The sequence below is a fragment of the Streptomyces sp. NPDC048441 genome, from assembly GCF_043200235.1.
Classification (GTDB): domain Bacteria; phylum Actinomycetota; class Actinomycetes; order Streptomycetales; family Streptomycetaceae; genus Streptomyces.
The window spans coordinates 1-15,896 of the sequence record NZ_JBICXM010000021.1; the positions used below are offsets into that span (position 1 = coordinate 1).

At 69.9% G+C, this 15,896-nt stretch carries 13 protein-coding genes and 1 pseudogene; 6 read left to right on the plus strand and 8 right to left on the minus strand.

The genetic code is table 11. The features are described 5' to 3' along the window. The 3 genes from ACGFSB_RS35285 to glgB form a co-directional block, all read left to right on the plus strand. A partial coding sequence (locus tag ACGFSB_RS35285) for an alpha-glucosidase C-terminal domain-containing protein (protein WP_393408305.1) occupies positions 1-114 on the plus strand: 114 nt, incomplete at its 5' end. Between the two features lie 137 nt (positions 115-251). After that, positions 252-1,664, plus strand: coding sequence for a maltokinase (locus tag ACGFSB_RS35290; protein WP_393408069.1), 1,413 nt, complete (start codon positions 252-254; stop codon positions 1,662-1,664). 28 nt (positions 1,665-1,692) lie between these two features. After that, a complete protein-coding gene (gene glgB / locus ACGFSB_RS35295; protein ID WP_393408072.1) occupies positions 1,693-4,089 on the plus strand; it encodes a 1,4-alpha-glucan branching enzyme in 2,397 nt (798 codons plus the stop codon). A gap of 16 nt (positions 4,090-4,105) precedes the next feature. On the opposite strand, the gene ACGFSB_RS35300 is transcribed toward glgB, so the two are convergent. The 7 genes and pseudogenes from ACGFSB_RS35300 to ACGFSB_RS35330 form a co-directional block, all read right to left on the minus strand. Next, entirely contained in the window at positions 4,106-6,346 is a 2,241-nt protein-coding gene (locus ACGFSB_RS35300; protein WP_393408074.1) for a HelD family protein, read from the minus strand. A 155-nt stretch (positions 6,347-6,501) separates the two neighbouring features. Continuing rightward, positions 6,502-6,840 (minus strand): thioredoxin, encoded by a 339-nt coding sequence (gene trxA / locus ACGFSB_RS35305; protein ID WP_393408308.1) that lies wholly within the window; start codon positions 6,838-6,840, stop codon positions 6,502-6,504. 24 nt (positions 6,841-6,864) lie between these two features. Further along, positions 6,865-7,288 (minus strand): annotated as a pseudogene (locus ACGFSB_RS35310) (MerR family transcriptional regulator). Between the two features lie 60 nt (positions 7,289-7,348). Continuing rightward, positions 7,349-8,248: an SGNH/GDSL hydrolase family protein gene (locus ACGFSB_RS35315; protein WP_393408076.1), complete on the minus strand. Its 900-nt coding sequence runs from the start codon at positions 8,246-8,248 to the stop codon at positions 7,349-7,351. A 190-nt stretch (positions 8,249-8,438) separates the two neighbouring features. Beyond that, entirely contained in the window at positions 8,439-8,924 is a 486-nt protein-coding gene (locus ACGFSB_RS35320; RefSeq protein ID WP_393408079.1) for a hypothetical protein, read from the minus strand. Positions 8,925-8,934: 10 nt separating this feature from the next. After that, positions 8,935-9,162, minus strand: a complete 228-nt coding sequence (locus ACGFSB_RS35325; RefSeq protein ID WP_393408082.1) for a hypothetical protein — start codon at positions 9,160-9,162, stop codon at positions 8,935-8,937. 55 nt (positions 9,163-9,217) lie between these two features. Beyond that, positions 9,218-10,978 (minus strand): MFS transporter, encoded by a 1,761-nt coding sequence (locus ACGFSB_RS35330; protein ID WP_393408084.1) that lies wholly within the window; start codon positions 10,976-10,978, stop codon positions 9,218-9,220. 129 nt (positions 10,979-11,107) lie between these two features. Here ACGFSB_RS35330 and ACGFSB_RS35335 point away from each other — a divergent pair, with 129 nt between their 5' ends. After that, positions 11,108-11,752 (plus strand): TetR/AcrR family transcriptional regulator, encoded by a 645-nt coding sequence (locus tag ACGFSB_RS35335; RefSeq protein WP_393408087.1) that lies wholly within the window; start codon positions 11,108-11,110, stop codon positions 11,750-11,752. Here the strand turns inward: ACGFSB_RS35335 and ACGFSB_RS35340 are convergent. Then, positions 11,749-13,197, minus strand: coding sequence for a cation:dicarboxylate symporter family transporter (locus ACGFSB_RS35340; protein WP_393408089.1), 1,449 nt, complete (start codon positions 13,195-13,197; stop codon positions 11,749-11,751). The genes ACGFSB_RS35335 and ACGFSB_RS35340 overlap by 4 nt on opposite strands. Before the next feature lie 227 nt (positions 13,198-13,424). On the opposite strand from ACGFSB_RS35340, the gene ACGFSB_RS35345 reads away from it, so the two are divergent. Both ACGFSB_RS35345 and ACGFSB_RS35350 read left to right on the plus strand, forming a co-directional pair. Then, positions 13,425-15,134, plus strand: a complete 1,710-nt coding sequence (locus ACGFSB_RS35345; RefSeq protein ID WP_393408091.1) for an ATP-binding protein — start codon at positions 13,425-13,427, stop codon at positions 15,132-15,134. After that, positions 15,131-15,817: a response regulator gene (locus ACGFSB_RS35350; protein WP_393408093.1), complete on the plus strand. Its 687-nt coding sequence runs from the start codon at positions 15,131-15,133 to the stop codon at positions 15,815-15,817. Before ACGFSB_RS35345 ends, ACGFSB_RS35350 begins: the two co-directional genes overlap by 4 nt. Positions 15,818-15,896 lie beyond the last annotated feature (79 nt).

The window sequence follows — 15,896 nt, forward strand, 5'->3', positions numbered from 1 at the left end:
CCCGTCGAACTCATCGGCGGAGTCCGCTTCCCCGCCATCGGCGAACTCCCCTACCTCCTCACCCTGGCCGGACACGGCTTCTACTGGTTCCGGCTCCGCAAGGACCCGGCGTAGGCTCCACTCCTGCGACTCCTGTGCGGGGCGGTTTCCACCGTCCCGTCGTGGGCACTCTCCCGCACTAACCGGCCCTGCTGTACGACCGGCACTCCCGCACTCACCCCTTGTCCGCACCGCGGAAAGGACGCGACGCCATGTCGGAAGCCGTCACCCGCCCGGGAATCACCGCGGACGCGCTGCTCGCCTCGCTCGATCCGCTGCTGCGCGCGTGGCTGCCCCGGCAGCGCTGGTTCGCGGGCAAGGGCCGCCCCATCGCCGGCTTCACCCTGGTCACGGCGACCGAACTGCTGCCGCCCACCTCCAAGTTGGGTCTGCTGCACCTCCTCATTCAGGTCCACCAGCCGCAAGTCACCGGACAGGGCGGCGGCGGGGCTCCACAGCCCGCCGACTGCTACCAACTCCTCCTCGGCGTACGGCGTGAGCTGCCGCCGCGGCTCGCTCCCGCGCTCATCGGGCATGTGACACAGGGACCGCTCGCCGGGTTCACGGTCTACGAAGCGCTGCACGACGCCCGCATGTCCGGGTTCCTGATGGAAGCGCTGCGGGTGCGGGCCCGCGTCGGCAAGCTGCGCTTCGAGCGCGACATGCGCAAAGCCATCGGCGACGATCTCGCGCCGCGCATGTTGGCCGCCGAGCAGTCCAACTCCTCGCTCGTGTACGGCGATACGTTCATTCTGAAGCTGTTCCGCCGCATCGTGCCCGGCGTCAATCCCGACCTGGAGCTGCCCCTGAGGCTCGCCCGCGAGGGCTGTGCGCAGGTCCCCGCCCCGGCCGCCTGGTTCCTCGCGGACGTCGGGGAGGAGGTGAACGTACTCGGCGTACTCCAGCCCTACTTGAAGGGCACGATCGACGGCTGGGAGCTGGCCCTGGGAGAGCTCGCCAAGGGCCGGGACTTCAGCGACGAGGCGCGGACGCTCGGCCGCGCGACCGCCGATGTGCATCTCGCGCTCGCCCGCGCGCTGCCCACGGTCACCCTCGGCCGGGCCCAGGTGGAGCTGATCGCCGAGGGCATGACGGGCCGCCTTGAGGCGGCGGCGCATGCCGTCCCCGCCCTGCTCCCCTACGCCCCCGCCCTGCACACGGCCTTCGAGGCACTCGCCGACCTGGGGCAGGAGGGGGCGAGCTGGACGGCCCAACGCGTCCACGGGGACCTGCACTTGGGGCAGTTCCTGCGCTCGCCCGCCGGGGAGTGGTCGCTCATCGACTTCGAGGGTGAGCCATCGCGTCCGCTGGCCGAGCGCAGGATGCCGCAGCCGCCGGTGCGCGATGTGGCGGGGATGCTCCGTTCCTTCGACTACGCGGCGCGCTCCCAGGAGTCGTGGGCGCCGGAGTGGGCGGGCGACTGCCGGGCCGCGTACTGCGCGGGCTACGCGGAGATCTCGGGGCGCGATCCCCGTACGGACCCGGTCATTCTGCGCGCCTACGAGACGGACAAGGCGGTCTACGAAGCGTTGTACGAGGCCAGGCACCGACCCGACTGGCTCCCCGTGCCCCTCTCCGCGATCGAGCGCCTGGCCGCGAACGGCCCCGCCACCGAAGCCAACTGACCAGCCACCGCCGAGGAGGCCTCCCGCCGTGACCCCCCGCCCGCAGCCGCGCAAACCGTCCGACGAGACAAGCAAGAAGGCGAAGACGGGCAAGAAGCCGGCGTCCGCGCCGACAGCGAAGCCGACGTCGAAGCCGCAACCGCAACCGCAACCGCAACCGCAACCGCAACCGCAACCGAAGCCTGCCGCCGATACGACGGCATCGCGCCCCGCTTCCCCCGCTTCCCTCAGTTCCCCTGTCTCCGAAAGCGACCGCGCCCGCCTCCTCGACGGCACGCACCACGACCCGCACGCCGTACTCGGCGCCCACACCGTGCGCGAGGGCATCGCCTTCCGCGCGCTGCGACCGTACGCCCGTTCCGTCGCCGTGGTCGCCAAGGATCTGCGGGCCGAGCTGCGGGACGACGGCGACGGGTTCTTCTCCGGGGTGCTTCCGCTGCGGGAGATCCCCGATGACTACCGGCTGCACATCTCGTACGAGGACGCCGAGCTCGAGATCCACGACGCGTACCGCTTCCTGCCCGCGCTCGGCGAGTTCGATCTGCATCTGATCGGCGAGGGACGGCACGAGCAGCTGTGGCACGCGCTCGGGTCGCGCCCGATGGTGCACGAGGGGGCCACGGGGACGCGCTTCACGGTGTGGGCGCCGAACGCCCAAGGCGTGCGCGTGGTGGGGAACTTCAACTTCTGGGACGGCACCGGATTCCCGCTGCGCTCGCTCGGCGGCACCGGCGTCTGGGAGCTCTTCGTGCCGTCGGTGGGCGAGGGCGAGCTGTACAAGTACGAGATCACCCGCCCCGACGGGTCCAAGACCCTGCGCGCCGATCCCCTCGCGCGCCGCACCGAAGCGCCCCCCGCCAACTCCTCCGTCGTCCACGAGTCGCACCACGAATGGCATGACGAGGAGTGGCTCGCGCACCGGGCGGAGCCACCCGTGCACGCGGCGCCTTTCTCCGCCTACGAGGTGCATCTGGCCTCCTGGCGGCCGGGCCTGACGTACCGCCAGCTGGCCGAGCAACTACCCGCGTACGTCGCGGACCTGGGGTTCACGCACGTCGAGCTGATGCCCGTCGCCGAGCACCCCTTCGGCGGTTCCTGGGGCTACCAGGTCACCGGCTTCTACGCGCCGACGGCCCGCCTCGGCACACCCGACGACTTCAAGTATCTCGTCGACGCGCTGCACAGAGCGGGCATCGGCGTCCTGATGGACTGGGTGCCCGCGCACTTCCCGCGCGACGACTGGGCCCTCGCGGAGTTCGACGGACGGACGCTGTACGAGCACGAGGATCCGGGCCGGGCGGCACACCCGGACTGGGGCACCCTCGAGTTCGACTACGGCCGCAAGGAAGTCCGTAACTTCCTTGTCGCCAACGCCACTTACTGGTGCGAGGAGTTCCACATCGACGGCCTGCGCGTCGATGCCGTGGCCTCGATGCTGTACCTGGACTACTCGCGCGAGGACGGCGAGTGGACCCCGAACGTGCACGGCGGGCGCGAGAACCTCGACGCCGTGGCCTTCCTCCAGGAGATGAATGCCACCGTCTACCGCCGCGCCCCCGGCGTCGTCACGATCGCCGAGGAGTCCACGGCCTGGGACGGCGTGACACGGGCGACGCACCACCAGGGTCCCGGCGGCTTCGGCGGGCTCGGCTTCGGCCTGAAGTGGAACATGGGCTGGATGCACGACTCGCTCGACTATGTGTCCAAGGAGCCCGTGCACCGCAAGTACCACCACAACGAGATGACCTTCTCGATGGTGTACGCGTACAGCGAGAACTACGTCCTGCCCATCTCGCACGACGAAGTCGTGCACGGCAAGGGCTCGTTGGTGTCCAAGATGCCGGGCGACTGGTGGCAGCAGCGTGCCAACCACCGCGCATACCTGGGCTTCATGTGGGCCCATCCCGGCAAGCAACTCCTCTTCATGGGTCAGGAGTTCGCTCAGGGCGCGGAGTGGGCGGAGGGGCACGGCCCTGACTGGTGGCTGCTCGACCCCGCTTATGCGGCCGAGCCCGATCACCGGGGCGTACGCGATCTCGTACGCGACCTGAACACCGTCTACCGCCGTGAGCCGTCCCTGTGGCAGCGCGACACGGACCCCGGCGGCTTCGCCTGGGTCGAGGGCGACGCGGCCGAGGACAATGTCTTCGCCTTCCTGCGCTACGGGTCACAGGACACGGAGGGCGGTCCGCTCCTGGCCGTCTCCCACTTCTCACCGGTCGTCCGGCACGAGTACCGCCTCGGCGTCCCGAGCGAGTTCACCGCCTGGCAGGAGGTCCTGAACACCGACCTCGCACGCTACGGCGGCGGCGACGTCACCAACCCGGACCCGGTCAAGCCCGAGCCGGTGGCGTCGCACGGCCGCCCCGCGTCCCTGCGGCTCACGCTGCCACCGCTGGCCACGGTGTGGCTGCGGCCCGTGTGAGCCCCACTCGTAGGTCCTAGCCGAGCTGCTTCAGCGCCACCGGCAGCTCCTCGGAGTGCAGGACGCCGAGCCGCTGGGTGGCCCGCGTCAGAGCCACGTACAGGTCGCTCGTGCCGTAGCGGGCCGGCTCGACGACCAGGACCGTGTCGAACTCCAGGCCCTTCGCCTGACGCGGGTCGATCAGCACGACCGGCCGCGTCAGGTCCGGGGCCTCCCCGGCCGTCACCCCGGGAAGCTTTCCGGCGAGCCCGTCGTGGAGCTCGCGGGGGGCGATCACCGCCAGGCGGCCCTCGTCCCGTTCCTCGGCCGCCACCGCGTCGGCCACGGCCGCGGCGAGGTCGTCGGTGCGGCGCGCCCAGGGCCGTACGCCCGTGGACCGCACCGAACTCGGCGGCTGAAATCCGGGGTGCTCGACGCGGGGCACCTCGGCGGCCACGTCCATGATCTCCACCGGTGTGCGGTAGTTGACGCCGAGCCGGGTGTACTCCCAGCGGTCCTCGACGTACGGCGACAGGATCGACTCCCAGGAGCCGCAGCCGCCGGCCTCCGCGGTCTGCGCGGGGTCGCCGACGAGCGTCATGGAGCGGGTCGGGCAGCGCCGCATGAGCAGCCGCCAGGCCATGGCGGAGAGCTCCTGCGCCTCGTCCACGATGATGTGCCCGAACGCCCAGGTGCGGTCGGCCGCCGCACGCTCGGCGGCACTACGGTGGTCGGCTTCCTCCTGGCGCTCGGCCATCCGCTCGGCGTCGATGATGTCGTGCGCGAGCAGGACCTCGGATTCCTCGTCGTCCAGGTCCTCGAATTCGTACGTCCGGGACGCGTACGACACGTCGAGGACACCCTGGGCGTAGGCGATCTGCTTCGCCCGCTCGGCCTCCGCCATCGCCAGTGCCGCGCTGTCGTCGCTGCCGAGCAGTTCGGCGGCCTCGTCGAGCAGCGGGATGTCGGCGGCCGTCCAGGCTGCGGCGCGCGGGCGCCGGACGGTCCGGGCGTCCTCCTCCGACAGATGCGGTGTCGGCTCCTCAAGGAAGTCCGCCAGGAAGCCCTCCGGAGTGAGCTGCGGCCACAACTCCTCTATGGCCGCGTGCACTTCGGGGCTCGCGGCGATCGCCTTGCCGAGCTGGGCGATGTCGTCGGGGCCGAGGAAGTTGGGCCCGCCGTACGGGTCGGCGCCGATCCGCTCGGCGAGCTGCTCGGTGAGCATGTCGATGACGCGGAAGGCGAAGTGCGGGCGGCCGAGGTTGTGCGGGACGTCCGCGTCGCGGGCCGCCTCGCGCGCCTCGTGGGCGATCGTCCAGTCCAGGATGAGGTCGCCGTCGTCGTGCTCGATGATCAGCGGGGCGCCGGGCTCCGGGGTCTGCTGCCGGTCGCGCACGGCGGCGGCGAGCACGTCCGCCATCTCCGCGCTCCCCTTCACTCGGGCGGCTTCAGGGGTGTCGGTGCCGGTGGCGGTCACGCCGGGGAACAGCTCACCGACCGTCGAGAGGAGCACGCCGGTCTCGCCGAGTGCGGGCAGGACCTCGCTGATGTAGCCGAGGAAGGCGGGGTTCGGGCCGACGATCAGGACCGCGCGCTTGGCGAGCAGCTCGCGGTGCGCGTAGAGGAGGAAGGCGGCGCGGTGCAGGGCCACGACCGTCTTTCCCGTGCCGGGGCCGCCCTCGACGACGAGGACGCCACGGTGCGGGGCGCGGATGATCCGGTCCTGCTCGGCCTGGATGGTCTGCACGATGTCGTGCATACGCCCGGTGCGGGCCGAGTCGAGCGCGGCGAGGAGCACCTCGTCGGCGTCCGCGCCCTCGTACCCGGTGCGGGTGGTGTCGCCGAGATCGAGGATCTCGTCGTGCAGGGCTGTGACCTCGCGACCCTGTGTGGTGATGTGCCGACGTCGGCGCAGCCCCATCGGCGTATGACCGGTGGCGAGATAGAAGGGACGCGCGACGTCCGCACGCCAATCGATCACGAGCGGGGTGCGTTCGGTATCGGACGCACGGATTCCGATGCGCCCGATGCGGTGATCACGGCCGTCACGGAATTCGAGCCTCCCGAAGCAGAGCCCGTTCTCTCCCGTGTTGAAGGCGGCCAGCAGTCCGGACTGCTCGGCCACCAGGACGTCACGCTCAAGCCTGGCCTGCAGACCGTTGCCGACCTGCGACAACGACGCCTGCACGGCGGCTTCGGCCTCCTCGCGCAGCGCGTCGAGGCGCGCGTACAGCCCGGAGACGAATTGCTGCTCTTCCCGCAATTCCTCGGTTGACAATTCAGCCCCTCGCCAGTTACAGTGCTCTTATACAGATTCACGCGATCCCGTTATGCCCAAATGGGCAGGGAGCCGCGAAAGGATCCAATATACGCAGAGAAATACCCCGGACGTCAATTCGTCCGGGGTATTTTTTCTTTCCTGCGTACGCCCTGTCAGAGCACTTCGGCCTCGGCCAACTCCGCGAGCAGCTTCCGCTTGGGCCGCGCGCCCACCATCGACTTCACCGGCTCACCGCCCCGGAACACCAGCAGGGACGGCACGGACAGGACTCCGTACGCCATCGCGGTCTGCGGATTGTGGTCCACATCCAACTGCACGATCTTCAGCCGGTCCACCTCCTCGCCCGAGATCTCACTGAGCACCGGCGCGAGCTGACGGCACGGACCGCACCACTCCGCCCCGAACTCCACGAGCACCGGCAGCTCCGACTTGAGCACCTCCCCCTCGAAGTCCGCGTCCGTCACCTCGGCCACGCCTGCCGCCTTGACCATCGCCATGCTTGCGCTCCCTCTCCCTCAACACGTCAGCTCGCACTGCGGCTCCGGACCCCCCGGAACCACCGCCTCGGCGCGCATGAGCTGCGCGCCGACCTGTTCGCGCACCGCACTCAACTCACTGATCAGCGAGTCGAGTTCACCGAGCTTGCGGTGGTAGACATCGAGCGACGCGGGACAGAAGTCGCCCGCCGGATGCCCCGACCGCAGACACTCCACGAAGGGCCGCGTCTCCTCCAGATCGAACCCGAAGTCCTGCAAGGTCCTGATCTGCTCGAGAAGCCGTACGTCGTCCTCGTCGTAGGTGCGGTAGCCTCCCCCAAGCTCTTAAGGAGCAGGGGGGACCCCCATCACTGCGACGGGCGGGCAGCAGCCCCCGTGACTCGTAGTACCGAAGGGTCCGCGTGGTGGTGCCGGCCCGCTCCGCAAGTTCGCCGATGCGCATGTGTACGACGGTAATCCTTGACGCAGGCGTCAAGGCCAGCGTGTCTTGGCGGCAGCCTGGTCAGCCCAGCTTCAGCACGCCGACGGCCTGGTCGGCCATCTTGGACTCGCCGAGGGCGTTGGGGTGCACGGGGACGAAGTTGGTGCCGAACAGCACGGGCTCGATCCACCGGGTGCCCTGCGGCTTACAGGCGTCGTGCCCGTCGGAGGCGGCGGCCATGTCGACGAAGGTGGCCCCCGTCTCGGAGGCGGCGCGCTGCACGGCCTTGTTCAGGTGGGCCTGGAGTTCCCGCAGGTAGGGGACGTCTCCGGTGGCGATCGGCATCTTGGCGAAGCACGTGGGGTCGGCCTGGGCCGGGACGATCCACGGGTAGCCGAGGATGCCGACGCGCGCGTTGGGGGCCTTGGCCTTGATCGCTTGCAGGGCGGTCTTCAGCGCCGGATACGTACTGGCGTCGATCTGCTTGGTGAACTTGTCCCCGTTGGCGTCCTTGCAGGGGCTGCCCTTGCCGCCGGAGAGCACACCGGCGGTGCCGCAGGCGAGGATCGCGCTGATGAAGGTGCTGTTGTCGTTGCCGCCGATGGTCAGCGTCACGACGTCGGTGCCTGCCTCGACGGCATCGAGCTGCGGGGCGACGCCGGGGTACTGCGACCCGGCGAAGTCCTTGGTCTGGGCCCCGCCGCAGGTCACATCGGTGAGCCGGGCGCCGGTGCGCTTGGCCACGACGTGCGGGTAGTTGGCCGTCGAGCGTGCGCAGAGCAGCGAGGCTGTGGGGTCGAGGGGGAGGATGCCGGATCCGGCGCTGAAGCTGTCACCGAGGGCGACGTAGTCGAGCGGGTCGCTGCCGCCGGCCGCCTGGGCGGGGGCGGCCAGACCGAGGGTGGCGGTTCCGACAGCGGCCAGGGCGGCTGCCAGGCGCAGGGCGAGGGGGCTGGTGCGGCGGCTGGTGCGGATCGCCATCTGGAGTCTCCTTTGAATCCGATGGGGGTCAGTCCCGGGGAGGAGCAACCCAGCAAGCCGCAGGCGCCAACTGCCGTTCTGTGTAAGGAATTTGAGCAGGCTTCAGCGACTGTCGGCGGGGCCTCAGTGGTACAACGCTGAAGTTACTGGCTGGTTTGAATATCAGTCAACAGTTTGCGCACGCGCCCACCTAGATGGCGGAATCCTCACCCAGCACACGCCGCACCCGCGCACAGAATTCCTCCACCGCGCCCGGCTCCGGCTCCGCACCCTCGGCGAACATCGCCATCTGGAGGGCGGGCCCGTACGCGCCGCCGTGCCGGTCGATGTCGGACGTACGGGCGGGCTGCGCGACGAAGTGGATATGACCGGGCACGCGCCCGGAATGGGACCAGAGGCAGACATAGACCTGCTCGCACTCGTCCCCAACTACCGTGCGCAGGACGGATGTCACGCGGGCGAGCAACGGCCCGAGCTCGGTACTCTCCTGTGCGCTCATCTCGTGTACGCCGGTGATGTGCCGCAGCGGCTTGACGATGAGGGTGCCGACGCCGAGGGGGCCGACGCAGTGCTCGACGGTCCAGTGCGCGGTGCGCAGCAGGGTGCCGCCGGGCAGGGGGCGGGTGCCGTCGGCGAAACCGCAGGCGACGCAGCCGCTCCCCTTCCCCGGCTTCACTTGTCCGGCTTCACTTGTCCGCTCGGTACAACTTGAGCTCGCGGTTCACGAAGAGGTGGACGTAGCCGCACCGCCAGCAGATGAGCCCGGTCGCCGACTCGTTCGCCCAGGCCAGGTTCATGAACTCCATGCCGGAGCTGTTGAGCTTGACCTCCCGGTCACGGAACAGATCCCCCTCGCAGACCTGACAGTTGATCCACATCTCTCCGACAGCGGCTCGCATCGGCTTGGACCCCATGAGCTCCGCCCCCTTCCCCGTTTTCCTGATCCCCCGTGTTCAGCTGCCCTTGAGGCTATCCGGCCACGCTCTGGGAGGCGGTAGCCCCCACGTCCTCCCCGGATTCCGAAGCAGCCTCCCCGGATTCCGAAGCAGCCTCCCCGGATTCCGAAGCAGCCTCCGCGGATTCCGCGCCGTCCGCCACCGGCGCCCCCGCACCCTTCCCGCGCCCCGGCAGCAACAGAGCCACCACGACCGTCCCCACCCCCAGGATCACCGCGCCGATCAGACTGGTGTGGGCCACCGCGCCGGAGAACGCCGAGCCCACCGCGTCCGTCATCTGGTGTGCGCCCCCGGCGAGTTCCTGCGCCTGCGCCTTCAGCTGCGCCGCCTGTTCCGGCGATGACGCCCCCGCCGCCTTCTCCGAGAGGGCGCGCGCCTGCTCGGCGATGCCCTGCGCCACCCCGTTGCCCGCGCCCACGGAGTCCTGAGCGGTCTCGAGCGCGGAAGCGGGAAGCTTGCTGCCCGAAGTCTCGTCGGCCAGCTTCGAGGAGTACGACCCCGCGAGGACCGAGCCGAGGACCGCGATGCCGAGCGAGCCGCCCAGCTCCAGCGAGGTGTCGTTCACCGCGCCGCCCACCCCGAGCTCCGACTCGGGGAACGCGCCCATGATGACGTCCGTGCACGGCGAGACCGCGAAGCCGAGGGACAGGCCGAGGATGACCAGCGGTGCCACGAAGTCCGCGTACGTGGAGCCCGCGTCGATCTGCGTGAGGAGCGCGAGCGACACCGTGCCGCCGACCATGCCCGCCACCACCATGATCTTGCCGCCGATGCGCGGCGCGAGGATGCCGGTGACCGCCGAGCCCACGAAGACCGCACCGGCGAGCGGCAACATGCGGATGCCGGTCTCCAGCGGGTCGTAGGCGAGTACGAACTGGAGGTGCTGGGTGAGGTAGTAGAACGCGCCGAAGACAGCAAGGAAGAAGAGCGCCACGGCGAGGTTCGAGCCCGCGAAGCCCCGCTGGGCGAACTTGCGTACGTCAAGGACCGGGCGCGGGTGCTTCAACTCCCATACGACGAAGGCGACCAGGCCGAGCCCCGCCACCACCGCCGCGCTGATCGCCCGCACGCCCCAGCCGAAGTGCGGACCATCGATGATCATGAAGATCAGGGAGCCCACCCAGACGACCGAGAGCAGGCCGCCCACGTAGTCGATCCGGCCGTGCCGCGCCGCCTTCGAGGGCGGTACGAGGACGAACGCGCCGATGATCGCGAGCACCGCCACCGGGATGTTGATCAGAAACGTTGAGTGCCAGCCGTTGTCACGGAGCAGCGCGCCCGCGATCAGCGGGCCCGCCGCGATCGCGATGCCGGACGTGGCCGCCCAGATGGTGATCGCCTTGGCCCGTTCCGCGCGCGGGAAGGTCGCGGCGAGGAGCGACAGCGTCGCGGGCATGATCAGCGCCGCGCCCACGCCCATCACGGCGCGGACCACGATGACCGCCGTCGAGCTGTCGACCACCGCGCCCGCGGCGGCGCCCACGGACATGATCAGCAGGCCGAGCACCAGCGCTCCCCTGCGGCTGTACTTGTCGCCGATCGCGCCGAGCAGCAGCATCAGCGCGGCGTACGGGACGGTATAGGCGTCGATGACCCACTGCAGGTCGGAGCTGGACAGGCCGAGGTCCATGGTCATGTCGGGCGCGGCCACCGTCAGCGCCGTGTTCGCCATCACGGCGATCAGGAGGCTCAGGCAGAGCACACCCAGGGCCCACCAGCGGCGGGCGTACGGCCGGTCCATCCGTTCGACCGGTTCCTTGATCAGCAGAGACATCTGGATTCCACCCATCCCGTATTGCACAAGCCTGTGTAACTGCACACCACTGTGCAAGATACCCGATGTTGCACAGCAGTGTGCAAGTGGGTGGGCGAGAGGGCGCCGGTGAATGGGCAGAATGGGGCCATGAACCCCCGTCCAGCGAGCAGCGCCAGGGCTGACGCCAACCGCCGCCGCATCCTCGACGTCGCTGTCACGGAGCTGCTCCGCGACCCTGACGCGTCCATGGACCAGATCGCGCGCGCGGCGGGCGTGGTGCGGCGGACGGTGTACGGGCACTTCCCCAGCCGTGACGCGCTGATCGAAGCGATCGTGGAGCGGGCCGTGGAGGCGGTGGAGTCCGCGCACACCGCGGGCCGCGAGGGCATCGACGACCCCGCGGAGGCGGTGGCCGGTTCACTGCTGGCCGTCTGGGACGTCGCCGACCGCTACCGCCTGCTGCTCTCCCTCGGAGAGCGGAGCGTGACGATGGGCGGCATCCGCGAACGGCTCGGCCGCGTCCACGAGGAGGGCCTCGAGATGTTCCAACGCGGCCTGGACGACGGCACGTTCGTGTCACCGCTGCCGACGCGGGCGCTCGGCTACGTGCTCGAAGGGATCCTGTTCGCCGTGATGGAGGCCGTCAACGACGGTGTCGTACCAGCCGAAAAGGCGGGCAGGTCCACCGCGATCACGTTTCTGACCGCGGCGGGCCTGCCCGCCTCGAAGGCCACCGAGTTGGTGACCAGGGTCGCCGACCGAAGAGCGGCGACCACCGACGGCAAGGTCTAGGCCGTCAGAGTCTTCTTCTCACCGCTGTCCGACGTCTCACTACTGTCCGACGTCTCACCGCTGCCCGGCTGCGAAGGGACCCCGTCCGCCGCGTCCGGGTTCGCCACCTCGTGCTGCGGGGCACTGTCGTCGAGCAGCGTCTTCTCGTCGAACGGCAGCTTCCCCGCGAGCACGAGGTCGACCCGCTCCCGGTCGACCTCCTTGGTCCACGTACCGATCAGGAGCGTCGCCACCGCGTTGCCCGCGAAGTTCGTCAGGGCGCGCGCCTCGCTCATGAAGCGGTCGATGCCGATGATCAGGCCGACGCCGTCCACCAGGCCCGGCTTGTGCGACTGCAGGCCGCTGGCCAGGACCGCGATGCCGGAGCCCGAGACACCCGCCGCGCCCTTGGACGCGATCATCATGAACAGGAGCAGTGAGATCTGCTCGCCGATGCCGAGCGGCTGGTCCATCGCCTCGGCGATGAAGAGCGACGACATGGTCAGGTAGATCATCGTGCCGTCGAGGTTGAAGGAGTAGCCCGTCGGTACGGTGATGCCGACGACCGGGCGGCTTACGCCCAGGTGCTCCATCTTCGCGATGAGCCGCGGCAGGGCGGACTCGGACGAGGACGTGGAGAGGATGAGCAGGAACTCGCGGCCCAGGTACCTCAGGAGCTTGAAGAGGTTGACCCCGGTGGCCAGGCGCAGCAGCGTACCGAGCACGATCACGATGAACAGCGCGCAGGTGACGTAGAACCCGATCATGATCGTGGCAAGGGCCTTCAGGGCATCCGTGCCGGTCTCGCCGACCACCGCCGCCATCGCGCCGAACGCGCCGACCGGGGCGGCCCACATGATCATGCCGAGGACCCGGAAGACCAGCTTCTGGATGTGCCCGATGCCGCGCAGGATCGGCGTACCCGCCGAGCCCATGGCCTGTAGGGCGAAGCCGACGAGCAGCGCGACGAGCAGGGTCTGGAGCACCTGCTCCTGGGTGAACGCCGAGACGAGCGTGGTCGGGATGATGCCGAGCAGGAAGTCGACCGGGCCCGTGCTCGCCTCGTCCGCGGCCGCGTGGCCCGCGCCCTTGGCCGCCTCGGTCAGGTCCATGCCGGAACCGGGGTGCAGGATGTTGCCCACGACCAGGCCGATGGCGAGCGCGACGATCGACATCACCAGGAAGTAGCCGAGCGCGAGACCGCCGACCTTGCCGACCTTGGCGGCCTTTCGGACCGAGCCGACGCCCAGGACGATCGTGCAGAAGATGATGGGCGAGATCATCATCTTGATCAGGTTCACGAAGCCGGTCCCGACCGGCTTCAGCTCTTTGGCGAAGTCCGGGAAGAGCAGCCCGACGCCGACGCCGAGGACGACGGCGATGATGACGGCGATGTACAGATAGTGGGTGCGGTCCCGCTTGGCTGCGGGTGCCGGTGCCACCTGGCTGTCGGCGGTGTCGGCCACGAGGGCCCTCCTTGGAACGACGACGTCGGCGTTGTGTGGCCAGTGCGTGCGGCTCACGTCCTGGGTGGGGAATCCGGAACCCCATAACTGGCGGAAAACCCGCTGTCCGATCGGGGATCCCCGCTGTCTGAGCTATCGGGATTCCCGGTGACTATCTCTCGCCCTGTGAGGGCGGTCACCCTTACGTTCATTTAGTTCGCGCTTATACAGCGAGGCAGACTGGCACCATGCCCCTCGCCCGTCCACCCCGGCCGCGCAGCCTCGCCGGACAGCTCTTCGCGATGCAGATCGTGCTCGTCACCCTCGTGGTGGCCGGATGTGCGCTCTTCACGTTCCTCAGCGACCGGCAGCAGGCCGAGGAGGGCGCGGGCCGCCAGGCGACGGCCGCGGCGCGGGCGGTCGCCGACTCCCCTTCGGTACGTGCGGCCGTGCGCGGCAAGGATCCGACGAAGACACTCCAGCCGTACGCGAAGGATGTGCTCCACCACACCGGGGTCGACTTCGTCACGATCATGAACCCGGACGGCATCCGCTGGACGCACCCCGACAAGGACCAGATCGGCGAGCGCTTCCTCGGCCACCGGGCGAAGGCACTGCGGGGCAGGACCTTCACGGAGACCTACACGGGGACACTCGGCCCGTCCGTGCGCGTGGTCACCCCCATCCGGGCCGACGACGGCAGCGGCCGCATCACCGGCCTGGTCAGCGCGGGCATCACCATCGAGGAGATCAGCGAGAACGCGCGCGGCCAGCTGCTCGCCCTGCTCGGCGTCGCGGCGGGCGCGCTCGCGCTCGGCGGACTCGGCACATACGTCATCAACGCCCGCCTGCGCCGCCACACCCACGGCATGAACGCCGCCGAGCTGAGCCGTATGCACGACTACCACGAGGCGGCGCTGCACGCGGTGCGCGAGGGCCTGCTGATGCTCGACGGGCAGCGGCGGATCGCCCTCATCAACGACGGAGGGCGTGAACTGCTCGGCGTATCAGGGGACTTGCTGGGCCACAGCGTCGCCGACCTCGGCCTGCCCGCCCCGCTGACGGGCGCACTGCTCGCCGCCGAGCCGCGGGTGGACGAGCTGCACCTGACGGCGGACCGGGTGGTCGTGGTGAACACATCCCCCGTGTCGAGCGGTGAACGCCGGGGCACGGTGGTCACCTTGCGCGACCACACCGAACTCCAGGCCCTGACCGGCGAACTGGACTCGGAACGCGGCTTCACGCGGGCGCTGCGCTCGCAGGCCCACGAGGCGGCGAACCGTCTCCACACCGTCGTGTCCCTCATCGAGCTGGGCCGCGCGGACGAGGCGGTCGACTTCGCCACGGCCGAGCTGGAGCTGGCGCAGACCTTGACGGACCAGGTGGTCGCCGCGGTGAACGAGCCGATCCTCGCCGCCCTGCTCCTGGGCAAGGCCGCCCAGGCCAACGAACACGGCGTGGAGCTCGTCGTCTCCCCCGACAGCAGCATCGACGACGGAATGCTGCCCCCTGACCTGCCCGCACGCGACCTGGTCACGGTCCTCGGCAACTTGATCGACAACGCGGTGGACGCGGCCCAGGGATCACCCGCGGCCCGCGTGACGGTGACAGCACGGGCCGACGAGGCCGGCCTGACCCTGCGGGTCTCGGACACGGGCCCGGGGGTGGACCCCGCCCACACGGAGGCGGTCTTCGAGCGGGGCTGGTCGACGAAGGCCACGGCGGGACGGGGGTTGGGGCTTGCGTTGGTCCACCAGACGGTGACGAAGCACGAGGGGACATTGACCGTGCGGGATTCGCCGGGAGGTGGTGCCGAGTTCGAGGTCTACTTGCAGATGACTGCCACCGTTGTGGGCAGGCGTTCCGCAAGGCGGAACGGGTGGGCACAACCCTCGATGCCGGGTGCCGATGAACAAGCGTCCAGCACACCGGACGCACCAGACGGAGGCACCAAATGACAGAGCCGATCAAGGTCCTCGTCGTAGAGGACGACCCCGTAGCAGCGGACGCCCACGTCCTCTACGTGAACCGAGTGCCCGGCTTCCAAGCCGTAGGCAAAGCCCACAGCGCCGCCGAAGCGAAACGCGCCCTCGACCGGACAGAGGTCGACCTCCTCCTCCTGGACCTCCACCTCCCCGACGGCCACGGCCTCCAGCTGGCCCGCACCCTGCGAGCCGCAGGCCACCGTACGGACGTCATCGCCGTCACCTCAGCCCGCGATCTGACGGTCGTACGCGAAGGCGTCTCCCTCGGCGTGGTCCAGTACGTACTGAAGCCCTTCACCTTCGCCACCCTCCGCGACCGCCTCACCCGCTACGCCGAGTTCCGCGCCGCCGCGGGCGAGGCCACCGGTCAGGACGAGGTGGACCGCGCCCTGGCGACCCTGCGCACCCCCAGCCCCGCCGCCCTCCCGAAGGGCCTCAGCGGCCCCACCCTCGAAAGGGTGACCCGCGGCCTGCGCGATGCGCCCGCGGAGGGCCTCACCGCCGCGGCCACCGCCGAGTCCGTCGGCATCTCGCGCATCACCGCACGCCGCTATCTGGAGCACCTGGTCACCACGGGCCGCGCCGCCCGCGCCCCGCAGTACGGCCACGTCGGCCGCCCGGAGTACGTGTACCGCTGGCTGACGCCGAACACCTGAAGTCGGACACGTGACGCCCAAATCCCCATCCCCGTAAGCCGATTGCCGTCCCGGCAGCACACCGGCAACACACCGGCGG